The 23,132-nt window shown below is 41.3% G+C and carries 24 protein-coding genes; 20 read left to right on the top strand and 4 right to left on the bottom strand.

Annotated features, from left to right (window positions below):
* Window positions 1-77: 77 nt before the first annotated feature.
* Window positions 78-854: a glycosyltransferase family 2 protein gene (locus ACFQ1G_RS10470; protein ID WP_380739313.1), complete on the top strand. Its 777-nt coding sequence runs from the start codon at window positions 78-80 to the stop codon at window positions 852-854.
* Here ACFQ1G_RS10470 and ACFQ1G_RS10465 read toward each other — a convergent pair.
* A complete protein-coding gene (locus ACFQ1G_RS10465) occupies window positions 846-2,153 on the bottom strand; it encodes a phenylacetate--CoA ligase family protein (RefSeq protein ID WP_380739311.1) in 1,308 nt (435 codons plus the stop codon). The two genes, ACFQ1G_RS10470 and ACFQ1G_RS10465, sit on opposite strands and share 9 nt — an antisense overlap.
* Before the next feature lie 90 nt (window positions 2,154-2,243).
* Between ACFQ1G_RS10465 and purD the strand changes: the two genes are divergently transcribed.
* Entirely contained in the window at window positions 2,244-3,518 is a 1,275-nt protein-coding gene (gene purD, locus ACFQ1G_RS10460) for a phosphoribosylamine--glycine ligase (protein ID WP_380739309.1), read from the top strand.
* On the opposite strand, the gene ACFQ1G_RS10455 is transcribed toward purD, so the two are convergent.
* Window positions 3,510-3,740, bottom strand: coding sequence for a DUF6341 family protein (locus ACFQ1G_RS10455; RefSeq protein WP_380739307.1), 231 nt, complete (start codon window positions 3,738-3,740; stop codon window positions 3,510-3,512). The two genes, purD and ACFQ1G_RS10455, sit on opposite strands and share 9 nt — an antisense overlap.
* 40 nt (window positions 3,741-3,780) lie before the next feature.
* On the opposite strand from ACFQ1G_RS10455, the gene ACFQ1G_RS10450 reads away from it, so the two are divergent.
* The 3 genes from ACFQ1G_RS10450 to ACFQ1G_RS10440 all read left to right on the top strand — a co-directional run bounded on the left by ACFQ1G_RS10450 (window position 3,781) and on the right by ACFQ1G_RS10440 (window position 6,519).
* A complete protein-coding gene (locus ACFQ1G_RS10450) occupies window positions 3,781-4,704 on the top strand; it encodes a DUF6427 family protein (protein WP_380739305.1) in 924 nt (307 codons plus the stop codon).
* A gap of 137 nt (window positions 4,705-4,841) precedes the next feature.
* Entirely contained in the window at window positions 4,842-5,453 is a 612-nt protein-coding gene (locus tag ACFQ1G_RS10445) for a DUF4254 domain-containing protein (RefSeq protein WP_380739303.1), read from the top strand.
* Window positions 5,454-5,481: 28 nt separating this feature from the next.
* Complete coding sequence (locus ACFQ1G_RS10440) at window positions 5,482-6,519, top strand: glycosyltransferase family 9 protein (RefSeq protein ID WP_380739302.1); 1,038 nt, start codon at window positions 5,482-5,484, stop codon at window positions 6,517-6,519.
* Here ACFQ1G_RS10440 and ACFQ1G_RS10435 read toward each other — a convergent pair.
* On the bottom strand, window positions 6,516-8,060 hold the full coding sequence (locus tag ACFQ1G_RS10435; RefSeq protein WP_380739301.1) for a glycosyltransferase family 39 protein: 1,545 nt from the start codon (window positions 8,058-8,060) through the stop codon (window positions 6,516-6,518). The genes ACFQ1G_RS10440 and ACFQ1G_RS10435 overlap by 4 nt on opposite strands.
* A gap of 107 nt (window positions 8,061-8,167) precedes the next feature.
* Window positions 8,168-9,220 (bottom strand): 2Fe-2S iron-sulfur cluster-binding protein, encoded by a 1,053-nt coding sequence (locus ACFQ1G_RS10430; protein WP_380739299.1) that lies wholly within the window; start codon window positions 9,218-9,220, stop codon window positions 8,168-8,170.
* A 91-nt stretch (window positions 9,221-9,311) separates the two neighbouring features.
* Between ACFQ1G_RS10430 and ACFQ1G_RS10425 the strand changes: the two genes are divergently transcribed.
* From ACFQ1G_RS10425 to dut, 15 genes are all read left to right on the top strand, one after another.
* Window positions 9,312-10,796 (top strand): DUF5687 family protein, encoded by a 1,485-nt coding sequence (locus tag ACFQ1G_RS10425; protein WP_380739297.1) that lies wholly within the window; start codon window positions 9,312-9,314, stop codon window positions 10,794-10,796.
* 15 nt (window positions 10,797-10,811) lie between these two features.
* Window positions 10,812-11,537, top strand: a complete 726-nt coding sequence (locus ACFQ1G_RS10420; protein WP_380739295.1) for an ABC transporter ATP-binding protein — start codon at window positions 10,812-10,814, stop codon at window positions 11,535-11,537.
* A 203-nt stretch (window positions 11,538-11,740) separates the two neighbouring features.
* Complete coding sequence (gene porW / locus ACFQ1G_RS10415) at window positions 11,741-14,245, top strand: type IX secretion system periplasmic lipoprotein PorW/SprE (RefSeq protein WP_380739293.1); 2,505 nt, start codon at window positions 11,741-11,743, stop codon at window positions 14,243-14,245.
* The gene (locus ACFQ1G_RS10410; protein WP_380739292.1) at window positions 14,245-14,664 is read left to right on the top strand and encodes a bactofilin family protein; all 420 of its coding nucleotides are present in this window, start codon (window positions 14,245-14,247) and stop codon (window positions 14,662-14,664) included. The genes porW and ACFQ1G_RS10410 overlap by 1 nt, the downstream gene beginning before the upstream one ends.
* A complete protein-coding gene (locus ACFQ1G_RS10405; protein WP_380739290.1) occupies window positions 14,621-14,854 on the top strand; it encodes an AtpZ/AtpI family protein in 234 nt (77 codons plus the stop codon). The genes ACFQ1G_RS10410 and ACFQ1G_RS10405 overlap by 44 nt, the downstream gene beginning before the upstream one ends.
* Window positions 14,855-14,860: 6 nt before the next feature.
* Window positions 14,861-15,253 (top strand): hypothetical protein, encoded by a 393-nt coding sequence (locus ACFQ1G_RS10400; RefSeq protein WP_380739289.1) that lies wholly within the window; start codon window positions 14,861-14,863, stop codon window positions 15,251-15,253.
* Between the two features lie 106 nt (window positions 15,254-15,359).
* Window positions 15,360-16,472, top strand: coding sequence for a F0F1 ATP synthase subunit A (gene atpB, locus ACFQ1G_RS10395; protein ID WP_380739287.1), 1,113 nt, complete (start codon window positions 15,360-15,362; stop codon window positions 16,470-16,472).
* A gap of 48 nt (window positions 16,473-16,520) precedes the next feature.
* A complete protein-coding gene (gene atpE / locus ACFQ1G_RS10390; protein WP_380739285.1) occupies window positions 16,521-16,718 on the top strand; it encodes an ATP synthase F0 subunit C in 198 nt (65 codons plus the stop codon).
* Between the two features lie 88 nt (window positions 16,719-16,806).
* The gene (locus tag ACFQ1G_RS10385; protein WP_380739283.1) at window positions 16,807-17,307 is read left to right on the top strand and encodes a F0F1 ATP synthase subunit B; all 501 of its coding nucleotides are present in this window, start codon (window positions 16,807-16,809) and stop codon (window positions 17,305-17,307) included.
* Window positions 17,308-17,311: 4 nt separating this feature from the next.
* Window positions 17,312-17,866: an ATP synthase F1 subunit delta gene (gene atpH / locus ACFQ1G_RS10380; RefSeq protein ID WP_380739281.1), complete on the top strand. Its 555-nt coding sequence runs from the start codon at window positions 17,312-17,314 to the stop codon at window positions 17,864-17,866.
* A gap of 43 nt (window positions 17,867-17,909) precedes the next feature.
* Window positions 17,910-19,490, top strand: coding sequence for a F0F1 ATP synthase subunit alpha (gene atpA, locus ACFQ1G_RS10375; protein WP_380739279.1), 1,581 nt, complete (start codon window positions 17,910-17,912; stop codon window positions 19,488-19,490).
* A 66-nt stretch (window positions 19,491-19,556) separates the two neighbouring features.
* On the top strand, window positions 19,557-20,417 hold the full coding sequence (gene atpG / locus ACFQ1G_RS10370) for an ATP synthase F1 subunit gamma (RefSeq protein ID WP_380739277.1): 861 nt from the start codon (window positions 19,557-19,559) through the stop codon (window positions 20,415-20,417).
* Between the two features lie 206 nt (window positions 20,418-20,623).
* Window positions 20,624-21,139 carry a hypothetical protein gene (locus ACFQ1G_RS10365; protein ID WP_380739275.1) on the top strand — a complete coding sequence of 172 codons (516 nt, stop codon included), beginning with the start codon at window positions 20,624-20,626 and terminating at the stop codon, window positions 21,137-21,139.
* A 46-nt stretch (window positions 21,140-21,185) separates the two neighbouring features.
* Window positions 21,186-22,646 (top strand): oligosaccharide flippase family protein, encoded by a 1,461-nt coding sequence (locus ACFQ1G_RS10360; RefSeq protein WP_380739274.1) that lies wholly within the window; start codon window positions 21,186-21,188, stop codon window positions 22,644-22,646.
* A gap of 22 nt (window positions 22,647-22,668) precedes the next feature.
* Window positions 22,669-23,103 carry a dUTP diphosphatase gene (dut, locus tag ACFQ1G_RS10355; protein WP_380739272.1) on the top strand — a complete coding sequence of 145 codons (435 nt, stop codon included), beginning with the start codon at window positions 22,669-22,671 and terminating at the stop codon, window positions 23,101-23,103.
* Window positions 23,104-23,132: the final 29 nt, after the last annotated feature.

The following is a 23,132-nucleotide window of genomic DNA, read 5'->3' as shown; positions in this document are numbered from 1 at the left end:
GGATCCTTCCGAGGGAATTTGGTCGTTCAAAAGATATTTTTATAATAGAAGCAGGGAATGAACTCAAAACTCATTTAATGAATAATAATCCTCTAGTTTCTATTGTGATGCCGGCCTATAATTCGGCTCATTTTATTTCTGAAAGTATTCGGTCCGTACAGGAACAAACCTTTGAAAACTGGGAGTTACTGGTAATCGACGATGCTTCTCAAGACGGGACAATAGAGATCGTTAAGGCATTGCTTGAAAAGGACGAAAGGATCAGACTACATCCCTTACCCACTAATCAAGGGGCGGGATTTGCCCGAAATATAGGCATCAAAGCCTCTGAAGGCAATTACATTTGTTTCCTGGATGCTGATGACCTTTGGAAACCTGAAAAACTGGAAGTGCAACTTGATTTTATGAACAAGAATAATGTTGAGGTATGTTATGCCAGCTATGAACTTATAAACGAAGAGGGAAAACGCCTCCACAAAATGATCAAGGCTCTTGTTGACCTTCCTTTTAAAAAATTGCTGAAAGCCAATTATGTTGGCAACCTTACGGGGATCTATAATGCCAAAAAGCTGGGCAAGATCTATTGTCCGCTAATTAGGAAAAGACAGGACTGGGGCTTGTGGCTGCTAGCCACCAAAAAGGCCGGGAATGCTAAGGGAATTTCAAAGCCCCTGGCTTATTACCGAATGAGAAAGCATTCCATTTCAGGGAACAAGTGGGAAATGCTAAGTTACAATTATCAAGTCTATAGAAAGGTGCTGGGATTCTCTGCTCTAAAAAGCGGATTTAGGATGTTGTTGTTCTTATGGGAGCAATTCTTCGTGAAAAGCCGTCAAAAAGTGAGCTTAAAATAGGATCTCGAACTGCTTTAATTTCCCTCTTTTATTCCGGCTGAGGGTACGCTTATGATTAAAGGTGAGATCGAGCCCTTCTTCCAGGTAGGTTTCCATGGCTTTTTCTACTTTTCTTAGCCTATCAGCAGAAAGCGGATCTTCTGATACATAGCTTATTTTAAATGCGCCTGGAGCTGTTTGTTGGACTATGAATTCCTTAACAAAACCATCTTTTTCGATCACGCTCTTGGTCACGTAGTAAAATGTGAGCCCGGGAACCACTTTTCCGCTGGGCAGTACCGCAACATCATTGGTCCTTCCTAGTAGGTCTTGTAAAATCGGTTTTTTGAAGGTCGATTTAGGTGACATGGATCCTGTATCCCCTATCTCATAGCGAATGAATGGATGGGCCTTGTTATAAAGTGAGGTAATAACGATACGACCCTGTTCCCCGTGAGGCACAACTTTTCCTTTTTCATCGACTACCTCCACAAACATGGTTTCGCTGTTGAGCACCCATTCCCCTTGTGGATTCTGAAAAGCCAATAATCCCAGTTCGCTGGCTCCATATTCATTTACTACCGGCACACCAAATTGTTTCTCAAGCAGCTTTTTGTCTTCTTCAAAGAACATTTCACTGGTCACGATACACAACTTCAGGTTGGGGTTTACATCTTTCAAAATGATACCTTTCTTCTGAAGAAATTTCGCAAACAAAACTATTGAACTTGTGTACCCATTGATGTAATCAAAGTTCTTGTTCTGAAAATCCTTCAGGAACTCTTCCATTTTTCGGTCGCTGAGGTCGAAAATCGGGAATCGGTATCTGAATCCGAAGCGGTCCTTAAGGCGTTCCTTAAAATATCCGAAGCTATCTAACGGAATTCCGTAGAACCGTGCCTGGGTAGAGCTGTCCAGGTTGATGCCATACCACTGGTATCTGTCATTGAACTCGGCCCAGGAAAGGGCGTGGCAAAACCTGTCTTTGGCAAAGATGAAGGGATGACCGCTAGACCCGGAAGTCTTACCTACATAAACGTTTTTGGAGGAAAACCCTTTGCTGAAACGACCTTTTAGAGGCCGTTGCAGATCGGCTTTTTGCATGATGGGAACGTTTTCCCAGTCGCCAAAACCTCTGTTTCCGAAGAATTCCCGGTAAAACGGAGTGTTATTGAGGTGATAGGTGACGATCTCGTTCTTTTTGCGCTCCACATAGTCCTCAAATTCCGATTCGGGAATTTGAAGGATCTCATATAGGGCATTTTTAGCCCTATTGATAGGAAATCTATTGAGTTGTAAAGAGAGGCTAAACCAGTTCAATACCTTAAAATACTTTGTTTTTTATGCCAATTAATTGGCGCTTCAATTTACAAACAATTATTTTTGACGCAACAACTAAAAAATCCAGTTATGAATATCTTAATATTAGGATCGGGCGGCCGTGAACACACTTTTGCATACAAGATCTCTCAGAGTCCAAAATGCGATAAATTATTTGTGGCTCCGGGGAATGCCGGGACTGCAAAAATAGCGAACAATATTGCATTAAAAGTGACCGATTTTGAGGCTGTGAAAGCCCTGGTACTAAGAGAAAACATCGAAATGCTGGTGGTAGGTCCCGAAGATCCTTTGGTTCTTGGGATCCAGGACTTTTTTGCTGAAGATGAGGCTCTAAAAAACGTCGCTGTGATTGGGCCCTCCAAAAGAGGCGCGTTGCTGGAAGGAAGTAAGGAGCGAGCCAAGGAATTTATGGCGATGAACAATATTCCCACTGCTGCTTACCAAAGTTTTACGAAAAAAAGCCTGGATGCCGGAAAGAGATTCCTTGAAAGTTTGCAACCTCCTTATGTTCTCAAAGCCGATGGTCTGGCTGCCGGAAAGGGAGTTTTGATCCTGAAAGATCTCGAGGAAGCAAAGACTGAACTGGAAAACATGCTTGCCCATGAAAAATTTGGGGAAGCCAGTGCTACTGTGGTTATCGAGGAGTTTTTAGACGGAATTGAATTGAGTGTTTTTGTGTTGACCGACGGGAAAAATTACATAACTCTCCCTACCGCCAAAGATTACAAGAGAATAGGGGAAGGGGATACCGGCCTGAATACCGGTGGAATGGGAGCCATTTCTCCCGTACCTTTCGTAGATGCCGATTTGATGAGAAAGATCGAGAACAGGATCATCAAACCTACCATAGACGGTTTGAAAAGGGACAAGATCACTTACCAAGGTTTTGTTTTCATAGGCCTGATCAAAGTAGGGGAGGATCCATTTGTGATAGAATACAACGTGCGAATGGGAGATCCTGAAACTGAAGTTGTTTTGCCAAGAATAGAATCTGACCTGGTAGAGATCTTCGAAAAGGTTTCTGAAGGAAAGTTGAATGAAGTGAAGCTTCAGTTGAAAGCCGAATCTGCCGCTACAGTGATGTTGGTTTCAGGAGGATATCCCGAAGCTTATGAAAAAGGCAAGGAGATCACCGGCTTTGAAAATGTAGAGGATTCAATAGTTTTTCACGCGGGTACTTCCGAAGAGAATGGAAAGATCAAGACCAGTGGAGGGAGAGTTTTGGCTATCACTTCCTTTGGAAATGATTTCGAACAGGCACTAAAAAAATCTTACCTAAATGCAGATAAACTACATTTCGATAAGATGTATTTTAGAAAGGACCTGGGATTTGATTTATCCTAAGAACGAGTGAGCCGTAGAATCACGGTTCTCTTCGTTACGGTCGTTGATGTCTTTCAATTGCTTCATCCAGTAAAGGAATGCTACAAAACCAATTAGCATGAACAACCAGTTCACGATATTGGCCAAAGCCCAACTTTCTAATTCCAGAGTTCTTAAATAATCTAAAGGAGCAAATGCAAAATCCTCAAAAAACGCCTGTATACCCTCGAAAAAATCCCTCATAGTAGTTATATTTAGAACCACAAAAATATAAAAAACCATAATGTTAACAAGCTTTTTTAGCAAATCCAGGCCCATAAACTTCGTTCTCGTGGCCGTTTACATGATGAGTTTTTTTATGGTCGCCAACTTCAACGAGCTGTTTGGCACTTCGCTGCTTAGCTTTTTCAAGGAAACCGGGATCTTCGTTTTATTACTGCTAAGTGTGGTGATGGTCAACTTTATTTCCAAAAGAAATGAGCTTACCAGCCGCAATTCATACAAGACCATTTTATTTGCAGTCTTTGCCTGTCTCTTTCTGGCAAGTTTGAAAAACAACGACGTTATCATCGCGAACTTGCTGGTATTGCTATCTCTCCGTAGGATCATCAGTCTAAAGAGCCAGCGACAAACAGTCCAAAAGATCTTCGATGCTACCTTCTGGATCTGTTTAGCGTCTCTGTTCTTTTTTTGGAGTATCCTTTTCCTGTTCCTGGTTTACTTTGGAGTGCTGGTTCACGAAGGCTATCGCTTTAAAAGCTGGCTGATTCCGCCCATTGCCTTTCTTACCCTTTTATCGATTGTAACTTCGGTTCATCTTTATATTTATGACAGTTTTTATACTTTTTCAACCTGGTTTCAGAGCAGTAATTTTGATTTTTCGGCTTATCGTGAGCCTGTGATCCTTATTCCCCTGGCCTTATTACTGGCTTTAACACTATGGACGTCATTTTTCTACCTGAGTGTGATCCAGAAATCCAGTGCAACGAATAAGACTCCTTTGTTTATGGTCCTTTTATTCACACTTCTGTCTATTACAGTTGCAATAGTTGCTCCCACAAAAAACAGTAGTGAACTGCTATTCTTTTTTGCACCGTTGGCTATTATAGTGACCAATTATTTTCAGGTGTCAGATGACAAATGGTTCAGGGAAGGATTATTGTGGATACTGCTACTGCTTCCGGTCTTTTTGGTAAGCTTTTTTTGACCTGTTCTTTTTTCCACGGAATTGAAAATCTTTAGAAACCTGTATAAAAGCTAAAAATCTAATACCTTTGCAAAACGCGAATTTTTCGAAGATTCCTTCGGAAGTATTTCGGTTCACATTATTAAAAGAAATAGAATATGTTTTCAGATAAGGCAAACAAGGTTTTTCAGGAGGTAATTGAAAAATACCACGTGATCAACACCGTAGGACAAGAATTCACTAACCCATATGACGAAAAAGAGCATTTGATCGAACATTTATTGTTTAGAAAATGCTGGATCGACACCGTACAATGGCATTATGAAGATATTATTCGTGATCCTAATATTGATCCTGTTGCCGCACTTAAGCTGAAACGCCAGATCGACGCCTCTAACCAGGACAGGACTGATATGGTGGAATATATTGACAGTTATTTTCTTGATAAATACAAGGATGTAACTCCAAAAGAGGATGCTACGATCAATTCTGAAAGTCCTGCCTGGGCCATTGATCGCTTGTCCATTCTTGCTTTAAAGATTTATCATATGAATGAGGAAGCGAACCGTGAGGACGCTTCTCAAGAACACAAAATGAAATGTCAGGCCAAACTTGACGTACTTTTAGAGCAACGTGTAGATCTTTCTACCGCTATCAATCAACTACTTCAGGACATTGAGAATGGTGACAAGTACATGAAGGTTTATAAGCAAATGAAGATGTATAATGATGATGAGCTAAACCCTGTACTTAGAGGGACTAAAAAATAGCGCATTTTCATTTCAATCTTTCTCTAAAATGGAACATCCCAAACACATTCTCGTAATAAGACTTTCGGCAATGGGGGATGTTGCCATGACCGTTCCCGTAATTAAACGGGTAAGCGAGACCTATCCCGATGTAAAGATCACGGTACTGACACGTAGATTCTTCGCGCCACTTTTCAGAGACATTAAGAATTTGGAGGTGTATGAAGCCGATGTGCATGGGAAACATAAAGGGATCGCTGGTTTGAAAAAGCTCTCCAGGGAACTTCAAAATCTGGGTGTTGATGCGGTTGCAGATCTTCACAATGTACTTAGATCTAACATTTTAAAAGCCTTTTTTCAGCTGGCAGGAATTCCTGTGCGACAGATCGATAAAGGCCGGAAGGAAAGAAGGTTATTGACCAGGAAGACCAATAAGGTGTTCAAAAGGTTGAAGCCAACCCACCAAAGGTATGCAGATGTTTTCGCGGCTCTTAACCTTCCTGTCAACCTTTTTGAAGTGGAAGTTCTTCACAAGAGAAAGCTTTCTGAAAATGTAAAAAAGATCACCGGTCAGGAGCCTAAAAAGTGGCTGGGAATTGCACCTTTTGCGCAGCATGATTCCAAAGCGTATCCGGTTGACCTCATGAAAGAGGTATTAAAAGAACTTGAAAAGGAGAACAACCTTAAGATTTTTCTTTTTGGAGGTGGCGCCCGGGAAACAAAAGAACTCGAGGTATGGGACGAGGAATTTGATAATGCGGTAAGTGTTGCCGGTAAGATCACTTTTGAAGAGGAACTGGCACTGATCTCACAATTAGATGCTATGGTTTCTATGGACAGTGGAAACGGACATCTCGCAGCAAATTTTGGGGTTCCTGTGATCACTTTATGGGGGTTAACACACCCGTATACCGGATTTGCCCCTTTCAGACAGCCCGATGAAAACTTTTTACTTCCAGACCTTGACAAATATCCTGCAATTCCTACTTCCATTTACGGAAAAGATATCCCGGCAGGCTATGAGGAAGTTATGAGAAGCATTCCTTCGCACAAGGTTGTGGATAAGATCAAAGAGATCCTGTTTTAATATCTCACGAACAAAGTTTGTTCTTTCGAGATCACCGGCATTTTTTCCAGTAAATAAATGTAATAGGTCTTCACTTTTTCACCTTTATAATTAATCGAAAAGGTTGTGTTGTAAACCACATTTCCGGAATTAATAAGTTCATGCTGTTCCTCATCATCTTCTAACGGAAAGTCTTTTACAAAAGCCACCGGTTTGTTATGATTTGTAAGATCTTCCGGAATGCCCCATACATCATATTGGTTCATCCTCCTATTGGAATACGGCAGGCAGTAAGTGGTAGGCTGGCCGGGAGTGTAAAATGATAACTGCGCTGCCACCTGGTATTTATCTGACAGGATCACAAAATCCTTATTTCCGGTTTGTTTCCTGATATCCCTGTCAATAAATTCCGCAAGGTGCTGCCAGCCTATAAGTTTGCTGAAGGGATCTACTTTCACAGGAATCACTTTCCCCCTCTGGGTAGCAAAAATGGGTTGGATGATGAGGCCTACCAGTAATAAAAAACTGATGCTCATATATACTTTTACGCGCCTGAACAGGCCGGACTGCCAGATGGCTTTTAAAAGGATGAGATACAATGGAAAATAGGAGAAAAGCAGCCAGTTGATCCTAATTCTTTTAAAAAAGGCCAGGAAAGTAAAGGAAAGGACCACAAACAAGATCCCCGAGAGCACGTATCGTTCAAAATCCCCTTTTAAATACTCATGGAGCCCGTACTTTTTCCAGAAGAATAAAATACATAGCAAGGGCAGGTTTAGAAGCAATTGTCCACCAAAGAATTCGGTTTGATAGGCGAGGACTTTGTTCCAGCCAGGAAACTCATTTGCAGCGCCTGCAAGATGTGCCACGTGTAGAACTCCTAACATTCCGTGTTTAAGGTTCCAAATGATAACGGGGAGGAAGATAAATATACCGGTGAACAGGAAAAGGTAGTAGCCGCTTTTTTTCAGTAATCTCCGATTTGTGAATAACAGGTAGAGAAACGAAAATGGGATGAAATAAAGCAGGGTATATTTTCCCAGCAGTCCAATTCCGAAGAAAACTCCAGCCAGGGCCCAGGAATTGAAACTGTCTTTTTTGATGGCTTTCCAGAATAAATAAGTGGTTAGCAGCCAACCCAGAACTGCCAGAACATCTGTGGTGAAAAAGAGGGATATATAATGAAAGCCCGGCAATAACAGTAAGCCTACTGAAACTACGAAGGCCAGCTTAGGTCTTTTATAAAGGTCTCTCGTAATGTGATAAACGAGAAGACCAATAAGGCTCCCCAATAAAATGGCGTTTAGTCGCACGGCCCAGGCATAATTCCCCAAGATACCAGTGGTGAATCCATTAATGTAAGCGATCAACGGGGGTTTCGAATAATAAGACCAATCTGGGTGTTTTGACCAGAGCCAATACTGGGCTTCTTCAGGATCCAGATCTACGCCTGCCTTGACCGCATAGAGCAATCTCAATAGAATGACTACCAGGTGCACTAGAAGTATAGCGCCCCAGCCAAAATTGTTTAATAATTTGGCTTTCAGGTAGTTGTGTTTCATTTATCAAAGATAAAATCTGTTCTGAACCTAGAACGTGACTTTTATCATTCTGATGGATGCAAAAACCTGAAAATCAGCTAAATGCGTGTTGTTGTTTTGAAAATATCTTAAACATCATCATAATCCACCTTCAGGGAAGGGGTAAGTGGATGTGCCTGGCAGGTAAGGATCAAACCTTCCTCGATCTCACTGTCGACCAGGATGGAATTTTTCTCCATTTCGGCTTTACCTTCAATGATTCGGGCTACGCAGCTACTGCAAATTCCTCCCTGGCATGAGTAAGGAACATCCAGACCATGGTCTAAAGCAGCTTCAAGTACCGTAGTATTCTTCTCCATGGTGAAAGTAACCTCTTCATCATCTACTGTAATTGTAAGTTCAGTATTACCGGAAAGATCAGACTTTATTTCACCGGTCACCTCGGTATTAAATAACTCGAATAAAATATGGTCTTTTTGAATGCCATTTTCGAGAAGGACTTCAGTAACGTGATTGATCATGGCTTCAGGACCGCACAAATAGAATTTGGTAAAATTGGTGTCCTTGAACCTGTTCTTGATGACATAATTCACAGTGCTTTTATCGATCCTTCCGTAGTGAGAATCACTTTCTTTAGCCTGGCTGTAAATAAATTCAATGAACAACCTGTCGGGATGCTTCATTTGCAGTTCCAGTAATTCCTTGAAAAAGATGGTGTCATCCGGAGTTTTGTTTCCGTAAACCAGAACAAAGCGGCTGAATTTTTCCTCGGAAAGAATGGTTTTCAGAATAGAAAGTACCGGGGTGATCCCGCTTCCCGCTGCGAAAGCTATATATGTATGAGGATGATCGTCTTTTGTTGGTTCGAAAATGAATTTTCCTTCCGGAGGATGTACCTCAAGAACATCACCGGCTTTTAACCTGTTATTTGCGATCACAGAGAATGTACCATTCTCCACTTCCTTAACAGTCACTTTAAAGGTTTCATCTATAGGAGGAGTGCAAAGCGAATAAGCTCTTCTTATTTCTTTCCCGTCAACCTGTGTTTTAATGGTGATATATTGACCAGCCTTAAAGTTAAATTCTGACTTTAATTCTTGTGGTATCTCAAATTCCAGGCTTACTGCCTGAGAAGTTTCTCTAATTACATCTTTTATCTTTAGAGGAAAAAACTTACTCATATTTCAATGTTTAGGCGTAAAAGTACAAAGTCTGCTACTTAATATTTGTAACAAAATTGTAAATTTCCCTACCTATTAGCAAACCAAAAGCATGTTCAAACACTTTGTTGCATTGCAGTGGAAAGCCTTTTTTCGCTCTTCCAGCTTAGGTAAAAGCCTGGGCTTGAAAATTTTGATGGGGTTTTTAGCTATCTATTTTTCTTTAGTGTTTCTTTCTCTAGGGATAGGGCTCTATCCTCTTTTAAAGGAGCTCTTTCCAAATGTGGCACCAATTAACATGGTTAACAACTTCCTGATCATTTGGTTCGCAATGGAACTAATTGTTCGGTTCATGCTACAGACTCTGCCGGTAATTTCCATCAAACCATTATTGAGCTTACCCATAAAAAAGGTGAAAGTTGTCAATTACGTACTGGCTAAATCACTTTTTTCTTTTTTCAATTTTCTGCCACTTCTTGTGATCATTCCTTTTGGAATAATAACCTGGTATAAGGGTGAATTTTCGGCTTTTTCGGTGCTGGGCTGGACGGTTTCTGTGTATGTTATCGACCTTTGTGTGAACTACGCGAATTTCATTTTAAAGAAGAAATTTGTTGACAATCTGAAGGCTTTACTTCCTTATGTGGTTATGGTACTGGCACTTGTTGGTCTGGATTATTATGAAGTATTTAGTGTTTCAGATTCCTTCGGAAGAATATTTGATGAGATCTTATTAAGTCCATGGCTGGCAATAATCCCAATAATATTGCTTGTTGCGCTTTTTATGTGGAACCAGAAAACTTTATTGAGCAAGTTCTACCTGGATGGTTCCTTAAAAGGAAAAGTGGAGGAGGCCAACACCAGAGATTTTGAATGGGTTCGGAAATTTGGTGATATCGCACCTTTCCTTCAGCTTGATCTCAAATTGATCTGGCGTAATAAACGCCCTAAGACGACCATTTTCATCTCCCTTTTGATAATGGGTTATGGAATGATCTTTTATCCGCAGGAGGTATATGCGACCATGCCCGCCTTTTACGTGTTCATAGGGATCTTTATGACCGGGATCTTTATGATCAATTTTGGTCAATTCATCCCGGCCTGGGACGCATCTTACTATTCCATGATGATGTCCCAGAACATTCCTCTTAAAAAGTACCTGGCCTCCAAAGCCGGACTAATGACCTTTAGTATATTGGTTTTAACCATTCTGACCACGCCTTACGTCTATTTTGGATGGGAGATCTTATTGATAAACATAGCCTGTGCCGTTTACAATATTGGGGTTAATGTTCCGGTACTTTTATATGCTGGATCATTTAATCGAAAAAGAATAGACCTGGAGAAAAGTCCTTTTATGAACTACCAGGGGACGGGAGCCACGCAATGGATCATTAGTTTGCCTTTGATGTTGATCCCAATCTTACTATTCTGGTTACTTTATAAATTCGTGTCGTTCCCGGCTGCGGTTGGTATCCTTTTTCTCTGCGGAACAATTGGAATCCTTATAAGAGAATCTTTATTGAACGGAATTGAACAAGCGTACAAACGCAGCAAGTATGCGATGATAAATGGTTTTAAACAGACAGGTGAATAATTCAAATTAAAAAACATGATCACAGCTAGTAATCTTACCAAAGTATATAACGGAACCAGTGTTCTGAACATTCCCTTGTTAGAGATCCCGAAAGGCCAGAGCTTTGGGCTTGTTGGAAATAACGGGGCCGGGAAAACCACATTTTTCAGCCTCTTGCTGGACCTTATTCAGCCTACCACCGGGAATGTTTTTAATAATGAGATCACCGTAAGCGAAAGTGAGGAATGGAAACCTTTTACTGCCTCTTTCATTGATGAAAGCTTTTTAATTGGATACCTGACTCCCGAAGAATATTTCAATTTCGTAGGCGAGTTACGAAATCAAAATAAAGCCGATGTGGCCTCATTCCTGGAGCAATTTGAAGATCTTTTTAATGGTGAGATCCTTGGTCGTAGAAAATATCTTCGTGACCTGTCAAAAGGGAACCAGAAAAAAGTCGGGATAGTAGCCGCATTAATAGGAAATCCTGAAGTGATCATTCTAGATGAACCTTTCGCGAACCTGGATCCAACAACGCAGATCAGGTTGAAATCACTCATCAGGGAGCTTTCTGAAAATCCTGAGGTGACCATACTTATTTCCAGTCATGATCTAATTCACGTGACCGAAGTTTGTGAGCGGATTGTGGTGCTTGACAAAGGAGAGATCGTTAATGATATTAAAACTTCCGAAGCGACCTTAAAAGAGCTGGAACAATATTTTGCTGGCGATCAAATAAGGCAGGAAGTCAAAGATCTTTAATTTCAAATCTTCCTAGAACAATTGTCGCTTATTTTCAGTCTTTATTAGGCCTTCAATTCATTATTGAAAAGAAGAGTTTTGGTAATGGGTTTAAAGGTGGGAAAAATTACCTATTTTTACTCTTACTATACTAAAATCTCAGGTTTTTCAGTTATTTCTAACAATGAAGCATTGATTTGAAGGCATTAACCAAATTTATTTGTTTGCTGTTTTTAGCGGCGGCTATTTCCGGTTGTTCAAGGAAAAAGAACACTTTTATCAACCGTAACTGGCATGCGGTCACAGCTGAATACAATACGCTGTATAATGGCAATCTTGCCTTACAGCTAGGGATCGATGAACTTCAGCAATCCTACGTAGATAATTACTGGACCATTTTGCCGGTTGAACGACTGCACGTTAGTGAAGAGGTGATGGCTCCGGGTGAAAATCAGAATCCAAATTTCGCGGTTGCCGAAGAAAAAGCGGTAAAAGCCATCCAGAGGCATTCCATGTTGATCGATGAAAGGGAGAAAAACCCTCAAATTGACGAGGCTTACCTATTGCTTGGACAGGCTCGCTATTATGATCAGCGGTTCGTGCCTGCTCTTGAGGCTTTCAATTACATACTTCACAAATATCCATTAGGAAATACCATTAATGAAGCGAAGATCTGGCGGGAGAAGACCAACATGCGGCTCGAATTCAATGAGCTTGCAATCAAGAACCTGAAAAAGATCCTCGAAAACGAAAAGCTGGAAGAGGAGAACAGGGCAGAGGCTCTCGCGACGTTAGGTCAGGCCTATATGAACATATCGTCTCCAGATAGTGCTGTCACCCAAATTAAAAAAGCAGCTGAGCTTACCGATATTAAAAAAGATAAGGGGAGATATTACTTCATAACCGGGCAGTTGTACAACCTGCTTGAGAAAAAAGACAGTGCGAATTGGGCTTTTCAGGAGGTGATCGAACTTAAAAGAAGATCTCCCAGAATATATCTCATTAATGCCCATCTTGCCCAGATCAACAATATGGAGGTGAGTCCGGCAGAAAAGGCTGTTATGCTCGCCAGGCTGAATGATCTGGCTGAAGATCGTGAGAACAGGCCATACCTGGATAAAGTTTATTTTCAACTGGCAGAATTCCATTACAGTATGGATTCCCTGGATCTCGCGGTAGATTATTACAATAGATCGCTTAAAGCTCCATCAAATGATCTTTACCTGCAGTCGCTGGATTATGAAACCCTCGGAAACATCAATTTTGACGCCGCTCTTTTTGAAGTTGCGGGAGCCTATTACGACAGCACGCTTCAAAAACTGGATCCCAATACCAGGGAATACCGCAAGATCAAAAGGAAGAGAGATAACCTGGATGACGTGATCTACTATGAGAACTTAGCAAGGTCGACCGACAGTATTTTAAGACTTTCGGCAATGAGCGAAGAGGAGCAAATCGCGTTTTTCAATTCTTATACTGAAGATCTGAAAACTAAAATATTAGAACAGACCGAGGCAGGATCAGAAGAGAATGTAGCTGAAAATTATTTCGAAAAGAAACGTACCGGAATGCCGGGCATGCCAACTCCTGGCTCGACATTCTATTTTTATAATCCTACCACGGTCGCGTACGGAAAACAGGAATTCTTCAGAGTTTGGGGCAACAGGGAATTAACCGACAACTGGCGTACAGGCGGTGGGTCAGGTTTGGCGACAGTAACCGATACCACCGGTGCGGGAGGTTTTTCTGAAGACGATCCGCGATTTGACCCGCAAACGTATATAGCAAGAATTCCGAAGGATCCAGCTGCGATCGATAGTATATCTTCCGACCTTAATTTCGCGAATTACCAGCTTGGTTTGATCTATCGCGAGAAATTCGGTGAGAACCAGCTGGCTGCCGAAAAACTGGAAATGGTTCTGGCCAATGATCCGGAGGAGCGATTATTGATTCCGGCGAAATACAATCTTTATAAGATCTATTCGGAAATGGGAGAATTGGCGCGGGCACAGTCTCTCAAAAATGACATAATTGCGCAGGCTCCTGATTCACGTTATGCGGCGATACTTCAGAACCCTGAAAGCTTACTGGAGGATGAAAATAATCCGACGACCCTTTACCAGGAAATATATAAACTTTTTGAGAAGCAGCGTTATTCCGAAGTAATAGTGCAAAGCAACGAGCTAGGGCGAAAATATGCCGGAGACGAGATCGTTCCTAAACTGGAACTTTTGAAAGCTATGGCAAAAGGAAGGCTTTACGGTGTGGAAGGCTATAAGGAAAGCCTGAACTTTGTGTCATTGAACTATCCTCAAACTGAAGAAGGGAAAAAGGCACAGGAGATCCTGAATGTTTCGATCCCGGCCATGCCATCAAATGAATTCACACCTGATTCTCTTGCAAATTCATTTAAATTGGTGTTTCCATTTGAGGTGTCAGCAAGGGAAAATGCTCTTGAATTTGAAAACAGATTGGAGGAGATCATTGAAGAACTGGATTATACGCAGTTAAAAGTGTCATTTGACGTTTACGATCCAGAGCAGGTGTTTGTGGTGGTTCACGGTTTCAGCTCCAGGGGGCGGACTGAAGGTTTTAAAGAATTACTTTCTGTGAATAAGAAGTATCTTATCAAGCAAAATTCTTTTTATATTACGACCCCAAACTACAGGATCATACAGATCCATAAAAACTTAGAAAATTATTTAACCCCCCAAACCCCCCACTACTAATGTTTGCACAAGAAAAGAAAAACCGCCCCTCCTCTGAACTTTCAAAGGAGCAGAACAAGATCGCTCACGGCACCAGATTAAAAGGAGATATTGAAGCCGAAGGATGCTTTAGAATTGACGGAACCGTTGAAGGAACCATAAAGACCCCGGCTAAGGTGGTCATTGGAAAAGACGGATTTGTAAATGGCGACCTGGAATGTGAAAACGCCGACATTGAAGGAAAATTTACTGGCTCCCTGAAGATTTCAGGCACTTTAAGCCTTAGAAGTACCGCTCATATTGAAGGTGAGGCCGTGGTAGGAAAACTGGCCGTTGAACCGGGTGCGACTTTTAACGCTACGTGTACAATGAGAGGCGCTATGAAAGCCATAAACAATGAAAAAGGAGAACAACGACCAAAAGAAGAGAAGTCAGCTTAAGAACTGGGCTATCTTTTCGGGTATTGCTTTCCAGATGGGAGCAACTATCTTTGTTTGTGCCTGGATAGGTAAAAAGCTTGATGAGCGCTATCCGTCAGGTAAGAATTGGTTCACTATTGGATTTGTCCTTTTCGGGCTTGTGGCTTCTGTCTATGTAGTACTTAGACAGTTAAAGCATTTCAATAAATAATATTTCATGTTTAAACACTTATCAAGGTTTTCCCTGCTGTTGGTGTCAACCGCAGGGATCACCTATTTACTTCACTATCTTGCAGTCACTAATTTCTTTCCGGAAACTCCTTTAGACCTGCTGGTATTTTCCTATAAATTCAATGTAGGGATCACTTTTTTGTTTACTACTACAATCATTCTCGCCAGCGAACAACTTAAGGAACAGTTAGGCTTTATTTTTATGGCAAGCGGCTTTGTAAAACTGGGTATATTTCTATTTTTGATAAAAACGTCCGGTTTCACCATTGATAAATCTGTGTTTTTGCATTTTTTCATCCCTTATGTGGTGTGTGTGGTCCTTGAAATAATCTATGTCATCAAGATCCTGAACGGAGCTAACTTTAGGAAAGACAAGTAATTACTGGGTTTAGGGCTGAAAAAAACAATTCCGACCCAAGGGGTATGTTTTTTTATTTAATTATGTACATTTGCACCCAAATTAAAGGACTGAAATTTACCTGAAAATGCAAAAGGAAAACGTTGCGAAATTTTTGTTAGCCTGCCTTTTAATGTTTGTGACATTTAATTCACAGGCTTTTTCCGTTAAGGAACCTCAAGCCGGAGGCGATGCTAAAGTGAATACAGAAGAAGAGGTTCAGGCTTATATTGACCACCACCTTCAGGATTCTTATTATTTTAACTTCTTTTCAGATGGTGAAACCGGTGCGCACTACGGTTTTCCGCTTCCTGTGATCCTTTGGGATAACGGATTAAAAGTATTTTCTTCCGGAAAATTCCACCACGGGGAGGACTTAGTTGAGGTTGATGGACAAACTTATCGTTTGTACCACTCTCACATTTATAAGACCGATGCTGAAGGGACAATTAACTACAATGAGGCTGGTTTTCCAAGTAATGAAAGACCATGGGATTTCTCGATCACTAAGAATGTTGTGATGATGTTGTTTGTGAGTCTTTTGATGTTCGTCCTTTTTACTCAATTAGCTAAGACATATAAAAATAAGCCACTTCCGAAGAAATTTGGACGTGTGCTTGAACCGCTTGTATTATATGTTCGCGATGAAATAGCAAAACCAAATATTGGTAAGAATTATAGAAAGTATACCGGATTTCTTTTAACGGTATTCTTCTTCATCTGGATCCTGAACCTTTTAGGGATGACTCCGCTAGGGGTGAACGTTACCGGTAATATCGCCGTGACATTCGCACTTGCGCTGGTAACTTTCATCATCGTTCAGTTCAGCGGAAATAAAGATTACTGGAAACACATTTTCTGGATGCCGGGAGTGCCTGTGCCGATGAAGATCATCCTTGCGCCAATTGAGGTGCTGGGGATGTTCACCAAACCTTTCGCGCTTATGATCCGACTTTTTGCCAACATGACGGCAGGTCACGTGATCGTAATGACCCTGTTAGGATTGATCGTGATCTTCCAGAACTGGATCGCCGGTCCTGCTTTCTTTGGATTCACAATTTTCATTTCGGTAATTGAATTGCTTGTAGCGTTCCTGCAAGCCTATATCTTCACTTTATTAAGTGCTCTGTACATTGGTATGGCTGTTGAAGAACACGATCATCACCACCCTGCAGACAATGAAGATATCCCTGTGATTTAATAATATATCAACGTAAATAAGAGTAAGTTTAATTTTTAATAAATAAGTATGGAAGCCTTAAATTTAGACATGATTGGAGCTGGTTTAATTATTATTGGAGCCGGTTTCGGTCTAGGTAAGATTGGTAGCGCCGCAATGGAAGGAATTGCACGTCAGCCAGAAGCTGCCGGAAAAATCCAAACTGCAATGATTATTATCGCTGCACTTTTGGAAGGTGTTGCTTTTGCTGCTCTTTTCGCAGTTTAATCAATCAGAGAAACTTCAAGCTTTGCAGCGGTTGGCTGCAAGGCTTGAATTATTAAAAAATTAAACAATACAAGAAATTAGATAGAATATGGAAAAGTTAGTTAACGATTTTTCTTTTGGGTTATTTTTCTGGCAGATCATCATTCTGGTAGTACTTGTTCTTTTACTTAAGAAGTTTGCATGGAAGCCGATCTTAGATGCGCTTAATGCACGTGAGCAAGGAATTCAGGATGCGCTTGAGTCAGCTGAAAATGCTCGTAAGGAGATGCAAAATCTTCAGGCTGATAATGAGAAGTTGCTTAAGGAAGCTCGTATTGAGCGTGACAACATGATCAAAGAAGCCAGAGAGATCAAAGACAAGATGATCGCTGAAGCTAAGGAAGAAGCTCAGGCAGAAGGCGAGAGAATGATTGTACAGGCTAAAGCCACTATTCAAAATGAAAAGAATGCTGCATTAGCAGAGCTTAAAAATAAAGTAGCAGCTCTTTCTGTGGAGATCGCAGAGAAAGTCGTTCGTGAAGAGCTTTCTTCTAACGCCAAGCAAGAGAAGTTGGTAGAGGACATGCTTGATGACGTTACCTTAAACTAAGATTATGCAGGGAAGCAAAGCAGCTTTAAGATATGCCAAGGCGGTAATAAGCCTTGCGAAAGATAAAAACCTTACCAAGGAACTCAATGAGGATATGGGGCTTATTAATGAGACCATCTCAGAAAATGATGAATTGAGAACTTTCCTTAAGAGTCCGGTTATCAAGAATGACATTAAAAAGAACGCTCTTTTAGAGATCTTTAAAAATGTGAATCCGGTTACTGTAGAGGTTTTTAAACTATTGATTGAGAATAACAGGATTGAGATCCTTTCTTTGGTGGCCTCTAAGTACAGAGCTCTTTATAATGAGATGAACAATGTACAGGTAGCCAAAGTTACTACCGCTTTTCCTTTAACCCCTGCTTTAGAAGCTAAGATTCAGGGGAAAGTAAAGGAATTGACCGGGAATGAGGCTAAGATCCAGAACATCATTGATGAGAGCATCATTGGTGGTTTCATATTAAGAGTTGGCGATATCCAGTATAACGGAAGTGTCAAAGCTCAACTCAGCAACCTGAAAAGGGAATTTAAAAACAACGCATACGTTTCAAAAATTTAATTAAAACAGTCACTTGTCAAGTGGCATTTTATTCTAAATAATTATGGCAGAAATAAATCCGGCTGAAGTATCAGCAATATTAAAAAAACAACTTTCCGGGTTCGAAGCTAAAGCTTCATTGGATGAAGTTGGTACTGTACTAAATGTAGGTGATGGTATTGCCAACGTTTACGGACTTGCTAACGCACAATACGGTGAGTTGGTTGAATTCGAAAGCGGATTGGAAGGGATCGTACTTAACCTTGAGGAAGATAACGTTGGGGTGGTACTTTTAGGTCCATACAAGGATGTGAAAGAGGGAGCAACTGTGAAAAGAACACAGCGTATTGCTTCTATCAATGTAGGAGAAGGAATTGTTGGTCGTGTAGTTGACACCCTTGGTCAGCCAATTGACGGAAAAGGACCTATTGAAGGAGAGACTTTCCAGATGCCATTGGAACGTAAGGCTCCAGGAGTAATTTACCGTCAACCGGTAACTGAACCTCTTCAAACAGGAATTAAAGCGATCGACGCCATGGTGCCGATTGGTCGTGGACAAAGGGAGTTGGTAATTGGTGACCGTCAGACAGGTAAGACTGCTGTGGTTATTGATACCATCCTTAACCAAAAGGAATTTTATGATGCAGGGGAACCTGTTTATTGTATATATGTGGCAATCGGGCAAAAAGCCTCTACTGTAGCCGGTATCGCGAAGACTCTTGAAGATAAAGGAGCTTTAGCTTATACTACTATTGTTGCCGCTAACGCATCAGATCCTGCTCCTATGCAGGTTTATGCTCCTTTCGCAGGTGCTGCGATCGGTGAGTATTTCAGGGATACAGGTCGTCCTGCATTGATCGTTTATGATGATCTTTCTAAGCAGGCGGTAGCTTACCGTGAGGTATCTTTGCTTCTTCGTCGTCCACCGGGACGTGAGGCATACCCTGGAGACGTTTTCTTCCTTCACTCAAGATTACTGGAGCGTGCAGCAAAAGTGATCGCTGATGACAGTATCGCGAAGAACATGAACGATCTTCCAGATGTATTGAAAGATAAAGTGAAAGGTGGTGGTTCCTTAACCGCACTTCCGCTTATTGAGACTCAGGCTGGTGACGTTTCCGCTTATATCCCGACTAACGTAATTTCGATTACCGATGGTCAGATCTTCTTAACTTCAGATTTGTTCAACTCAGGGGTTCGTCCTGCAATTAACGTAGGTATTTCTGTATCTCGTGTTGGGGGGGCTGCTCAGATCAAGTCTATGAAGAAAGTTGCAGGTACTTTGAAACTTGACCAGGCACAATTCCGTGAATTGGAAGCTTTCGCCAAGTTCGGTTCAGACCTTGATGCCGCTACTTTAAGCGTGATCGAGAAAGGTAGACGTAACGTTGAGATCCTTAAGCAGGCTCAAAACAACCCTTACCCGGTTGAAGAGCAGATCGCTATCATCTATGCAGGTTCTAAGAACTTGTTGAGAGATGTGCCGGTTGAGAAAGTAAGAGATTTCGAAAAAGATTACCTGGAGTATCTTAACGCTAAGCACAGAGATATCCTTGATACGTTGAAAGCCGGAAAACTTACAGATGAGGTTACAGATACCTTGACTAAAGTTTCTAAAGAACTTTCAGCGAAATTTAAAGCCTAATAAACAAGTTTGTGTTGAGTAGTGGGATCTTCTCACTACTCAATTCTCAATACCAAGTACTAAGAAATGGCAAACTTAAAAGAACTACGAAGTAGGATTACATCGGTTTCCTCAACCATGCAGATCACCAGTGCCATGAAAATGGTGTCGGCTGCTAAGTTGAGTAAGGCTCAGGATGCTATTACAGCGATGAGACCTTACGCCGAAAAGCTTTCTGAATTACTTCAAAGCCTGAGTGCTACTTTAGATAGTGATCAAAGCAGTAAATATGCAGAGCAACGTGAGGTCAATAATGTCCTTATTGTAGCTATTTCTTCTAACAGAGGATTGGCCGGCGCTTTTAACTCTAACATTGTTAAAGCTGTCAAGCAGCTAGCTGCAGAGGATTTCAGCAGTAAGAATGTAGAGATTATGACCATTGGTAAGAAGGCGAATGACATTCTTTCTAAGACCTTTGAGGTTTATAAGAACGACAATGCCATCTATGACGATCTTAGCTACGATAACGTGGCTGCCATTGCTGAAGATCTTATGAAGCAGTTCGTGGACGGGAAATATGACAAGATCGTTGTTGTATACAACCAGTTCAAGAATGCTGCTACCCAGATCGTGATGAAGGAGCAGTTTCTACCTATCGTTCCTGTTGAGACCGATGAAGAAGCTGTGCTTGATTACATTTTTGAGCCTTCTAAAGAGGAGATCGTTCTTGAATTGATCCCGAAGTCTTTGAAAATGCAGATCTTTAAGGCTCTTCGTGATTCCTTCGCTTCTGAGCATGGTGCGCGTATGACCGCGATGCATAAAGCTACCGATAACGCGACCGAATTGCGTGATTCGTTGAAATTATCATACAACAAAGCCCGTCAGGCATCTATTACCAACGAGATCTTAGAAATTGTTGGTGGAGCCGAAGCTTTAAATAAATAAAAGCGGGGCTGAGATCAATTGGACGACGCGTTAGCGGAGTCAAATTATCAAAAAACCGAAGCTTTAAATAAATAAAAGCGCGGCTTTTAAAAATATAATCGTCTGAAATTCAGATTTTTGAAAACCCATACCGATTGGTATGGGTTTTTCTTTTTTAATTGGTATTAAATTTGATTCCAATTTTATGAACCAATCTAACCCTGCTCATGAAACCATTTTTGCACATCCTGTTTTTCTGTACTTTTTTATTCATTTTCGCCAACTGCGCGAATGGCAAAAAGCTTCAGGAAGAACCACCTGTCACATTAGAACAGGCTTATTATACGAGCTGGACCGGTGGGGTAAAAGGAGCCGATTCCGGATTTAATTTATTCATCCCGGTTGAGAAAGGTGCAAAGATCGATATGGACACGGTTTATTTCCGCGGAAGAAAAGCGGTACTCCAGAAGGATTCACAACATCCAAATCTTTATATAGCGACCTTTAAGATCCCTTCAGCGGAAGGAAAAGCTCCGGAATTGATCATGCATGAAGACCCGAAAAAGGAATTTGGAAACCCCGCTCCGGAGAGACTTGAGAAAATGCCTTTTGGGATGGAAAAAGATGAGGCTGTCGTTCGTTATACAAAACACGGAAAGGTGAAATATTTCAGGATCACGGGTATTAAGAAGCGTGATTCAACCGGTGTCAAAATAAAAAAGCCTGAAAATATTCGGCATTAAGCTCACCTATAGTACATTTGTGAGATAAAACTCAACCAAATTACTATTGGCCCTCCTTCAAAAACTATTTAAGCAAACCTTTATTTATGGCGTAGCCACGGTGGTACCAAGGATGTTATCCTTTCTGTTGTTGCCGCTGTACTCCGCCTATCTGCCTACCGAAGGTTTTGGAGAAGTAGCCATTGTATTTTCCTGGATCGCCGTATTTAATGTCTTGCTGGCCTATGGTATGGAAACCTCTTTTTTCAGGTTTTTCCACCAGGAAGATTTCAGGAAAGAGGTTGTCTCCACTTCTTCCATATCTCTAATTGGAACCACGACAATATTTCTGGCGCTAGGTTTTCTGCTGAAGGATGATCTTTCCGAAGCAACCGATATCGCTTCGCATTATATCGTCTATGTATTATTGATTCTCGCTTTGGATGCCCTGGTGACAATTCCGTTTGCCTGGTTACGGGCGACAGAACGTCCCATGGTTTTCGCTCTGGTCAAGATTGGAAACGTTGCCGTAAATCTGGGACTGAATATTTTCTTTATCGTTTTCCTCCCAATTTGGGCAGAAGACAGCGCAATGCTTCAAAAGATCTACAAACCGGATTTTGAGATCGCATATATCTTCATCTCCAACTTAATCGCAAGTGCGCTTACTTTACTGGTAATGCTTCCGTTCTACCTGAAGCTGAAATATCAATTCAATACACAGCTATGGAAAAAGATGCTTCGCTACGGAAGCCCGATTCTTATCGCCGGGATTGGTTTTGTAATTAATGAGGTTTTCGATAAGATCCTTTTAGGTAAGCTGCTTCCTGAAGATATCGCAAAGTCTGAAGTGGGAGCTTACGCCGCGTGTTACAGGCTCGCCCTGTTTATGACGCTGTTCGCAACTGCTTTTAGAATGGGAATCGAGCCCTTCTTCTTTAGTCATGCTAAAGAGAAGGACGCTACCAAAACATACGCAATGATCACCAAGTATTTTGTGATCTTTGGAGCAGCCATCCTTATTACTGTCACGGTATTTTCAGACCTGCTCAAACTTTTATTGATCCGCGATTCCTCTTATTGGGAAGCGATGAAAGTGGTGCCAATGATCTTGATGGCAAACCTTTTTTTAGGGATCTATCATAACCTTTCGGTTTGGTACAAGGTGAGTGATCGTACAAAGTTCGCGGGTTATATATCCATTTTCGGAGCGGTGGTCACGTTGGTGTTGAACTTCTGGCTGATCCCTTATTTCAGTTATGTCGGTTCGGCGATCGCCACCATGGCGGCATACGGCAGCATGATGTTGTTGTCTTTTTATTTTGGAAGAAAATATTATCCCATTCCCTATGACCTTAAAAGAATAGGCAGTTACCTGCTGCTTTCCATTACTTTTTCGGCGGTCTATTTCTATGTTTTTAGAAATAATTATTATTTAGGCAGTATATTAATTCTTATCTTTTTCGGCCTAATATATTTTGCTGAAAAAGACCAATTAAAACAACTTTTGAAGAAGCCTCAAACATAGCTTCCGAAGAAAATCAAAACACATGAACGTAAAGATTATCAACAAGTCCCAGCACGACTTGCCGGCATATGAGACCGGAAGTTCAGCAGGAATGGACCTGAGAGCGAACCTTTCTGAACCGGTGACTTTAAAACCTCTTGAAAGAGCCATTATCAAAACCGGACTTTTTATTGAACTCCCAGTTGGATATGAAGCCCAGGTGAGACCAAGAAGCGGACTGGCAGCAAAAAAAGGCATTACCGTACTGAATTCTCCGGGCACAATCGATGCAGATTACCGTGGTGAGATAGGGGTGATCCTGGTAAACCTTTCAAATGATGCTTTTACTGTTGAGAACGGAGAGCGCGTTGCCCAGCTGGTGATCGCACGTCATGAGCACATTTTCTGGAAAGAGGTTGAAGTGCTTGAAGAAACATCACGTGGTGCAGGCGGCTTTGGCAGCACCGGAACAAAGTAACAAGGGTCAATGAACAATAAACAATGATC

It is taken from the genome of Salinimicrobium gaetbulicola (assembly GCF_042676025.1).
GTDB lineage: Bacteria > Bacteroidota > Bacteroidia > Flavobacteriales > Flavobacteriaceae > Salinimicrobium > Salinimicrobium gaetbulicola.
The sequence above is the reverse complement of the archived record's forward strand: the minus strand, read 5'-3'. Positions and strand labels throughout refer to the sequence as shown.

Coding starts and splice junctions, on each gene's coding strand:
- dut (WP_380739272.1), top strand. CDS start 22,669: ATGAACGTAAAGATTATCAACAAGTCCCAGCACGACTTGCCGGCATAT.
- atpG (WP_380739277.1), top strand. CDS start 19,557: ATGGCAAACTTAAAAGAACTACGAAGTAGGATTACATCGGTTTCCTCA.
- ACFQ1G_RS10430 (WP_380739299.1), bottom strand. CDS start 9,220: ATGAGTAAGTTTTTTCCTCTAAAGATAAAAGATGTAATTAGAGAAACT.
- ACFQ1G_RS10405 (WP_380739290.1), top strand. CDS start 14,621: ATGAAAAAGGAGAACAACGACCAAAAGAAGAGAAGTCAGCTTAAGAAC.
- ACFQ1G_RS10450 (WP_380739305.1), top strand. CDS start 3,781: ATGTTAACAAGCTTTTTTAGCAAATCCAGGCCCATAAACTTCGTTCTC.
- ACFQ1G_RS10400 (WP_380739289.1), top strand. CDS start 14,861: ATGTTTAAACACTTATCAAGGTTTTCCCTGCTGTTGGTGTCAACCGCA.
- atpH (WP_380739281.1), top strand. CDS start 17,312: ATGCAGGGAAGCAAAGCAGCTTTAAGATATGCCAAGGCGGTAATAAGC.
- ACFQ1G_RS10425 (WP_380739297.1), top strand. CDS start 9,312: ATGTTCAAACACTTTGTTGCATTGCAGTGGAAAGCCTTTTTTCGCTCT.
- ACFQ1G_RS10455 (WP_380739307.1), bottom strand. CDS start 3,740: ATGAGGGATTTTTTCGAGGGTATACAGGCGTTTTTTGAGGATTTTGCA.
- ACFQ1G_RS10420 (WP_380739295.1), top strand. CDS start 10,812: ATGATCACAGCTAGTAATCTTACCAAAGTATATAACGGAACCAGTGTT.
- ACFQ1G_RS10440 (WP_380739302.1), top strand. CDS start 5,482: ATGGAACATCCCAAACACATTCTCGTAATAAGACTTTCGGCAATGGGG.
- ACFQ1G_RS10445 (WP_380739303.1), top strand. CDS start 4,842: ATGTTTTCAGATAAGGCAAACAAGGTTTTTCAGGAGGTAATTGAAAAA.
- ACFQ1G_RS10385 (WP_380739283.1), top strand. CDS start 16,807: ATGGAAAAGTTAGTTAACGATTTTTCTTTTGGGTTATTTTTCTGGCAG.
- purD (WP_380739309.1), top strand. CDS start 2,244: ATGAATATCTTAATATTAGGATCGGGCGGCCGTGAACACACTTTTGCA.
- ACFQ1G_RS10435 (WP_380739301.1), bottom strand. CDS start 8,060: ATGAAACACAACTACCTGAAAGCCAAATTATTAAACAATTTTGGCTGG.
- ACFQ1G_RS10365 (WP_380739275.1), top strand. CDS start 20,624: ATGAAACCATTTTTGCACATCCTGTTTTTCTGTACTTTTTTATTCATT.
- atpB (WP_380739287.1), top strand. CDS start 15,360: ATGCAAAAGGAAAACGTTGCGAAATTTTTGTTAGCCTGCCTTTTAATG.
- ACFQ1G_RS10410 (WP_380739292.1), top strand. CDS start 14,245: ATGTTTGCACAAGAAAAGAAAAACCGCCCCTCCTCTGAACTTTCAAAG.
- atpA (WP_380739279.1), top strand. CDS start 17,910: ATGGCAGAAATAAATCCGGCTGAAGTATCAGCAATATTAAAAAAACAA.
- ACFQ1G_RS10470 (WP_380739313.1), top strand. CDS start 78: ATGAATAATAATCCTCTAGTTTCTATTGTGATGCCGGCCTATAATTCG.
- atpE (WP_380739285.1), top strand. CDS start 16,521: ATGGAAGCCTTAAATTTAGACATGATTGGAGCTGGTTTAATTATTATT.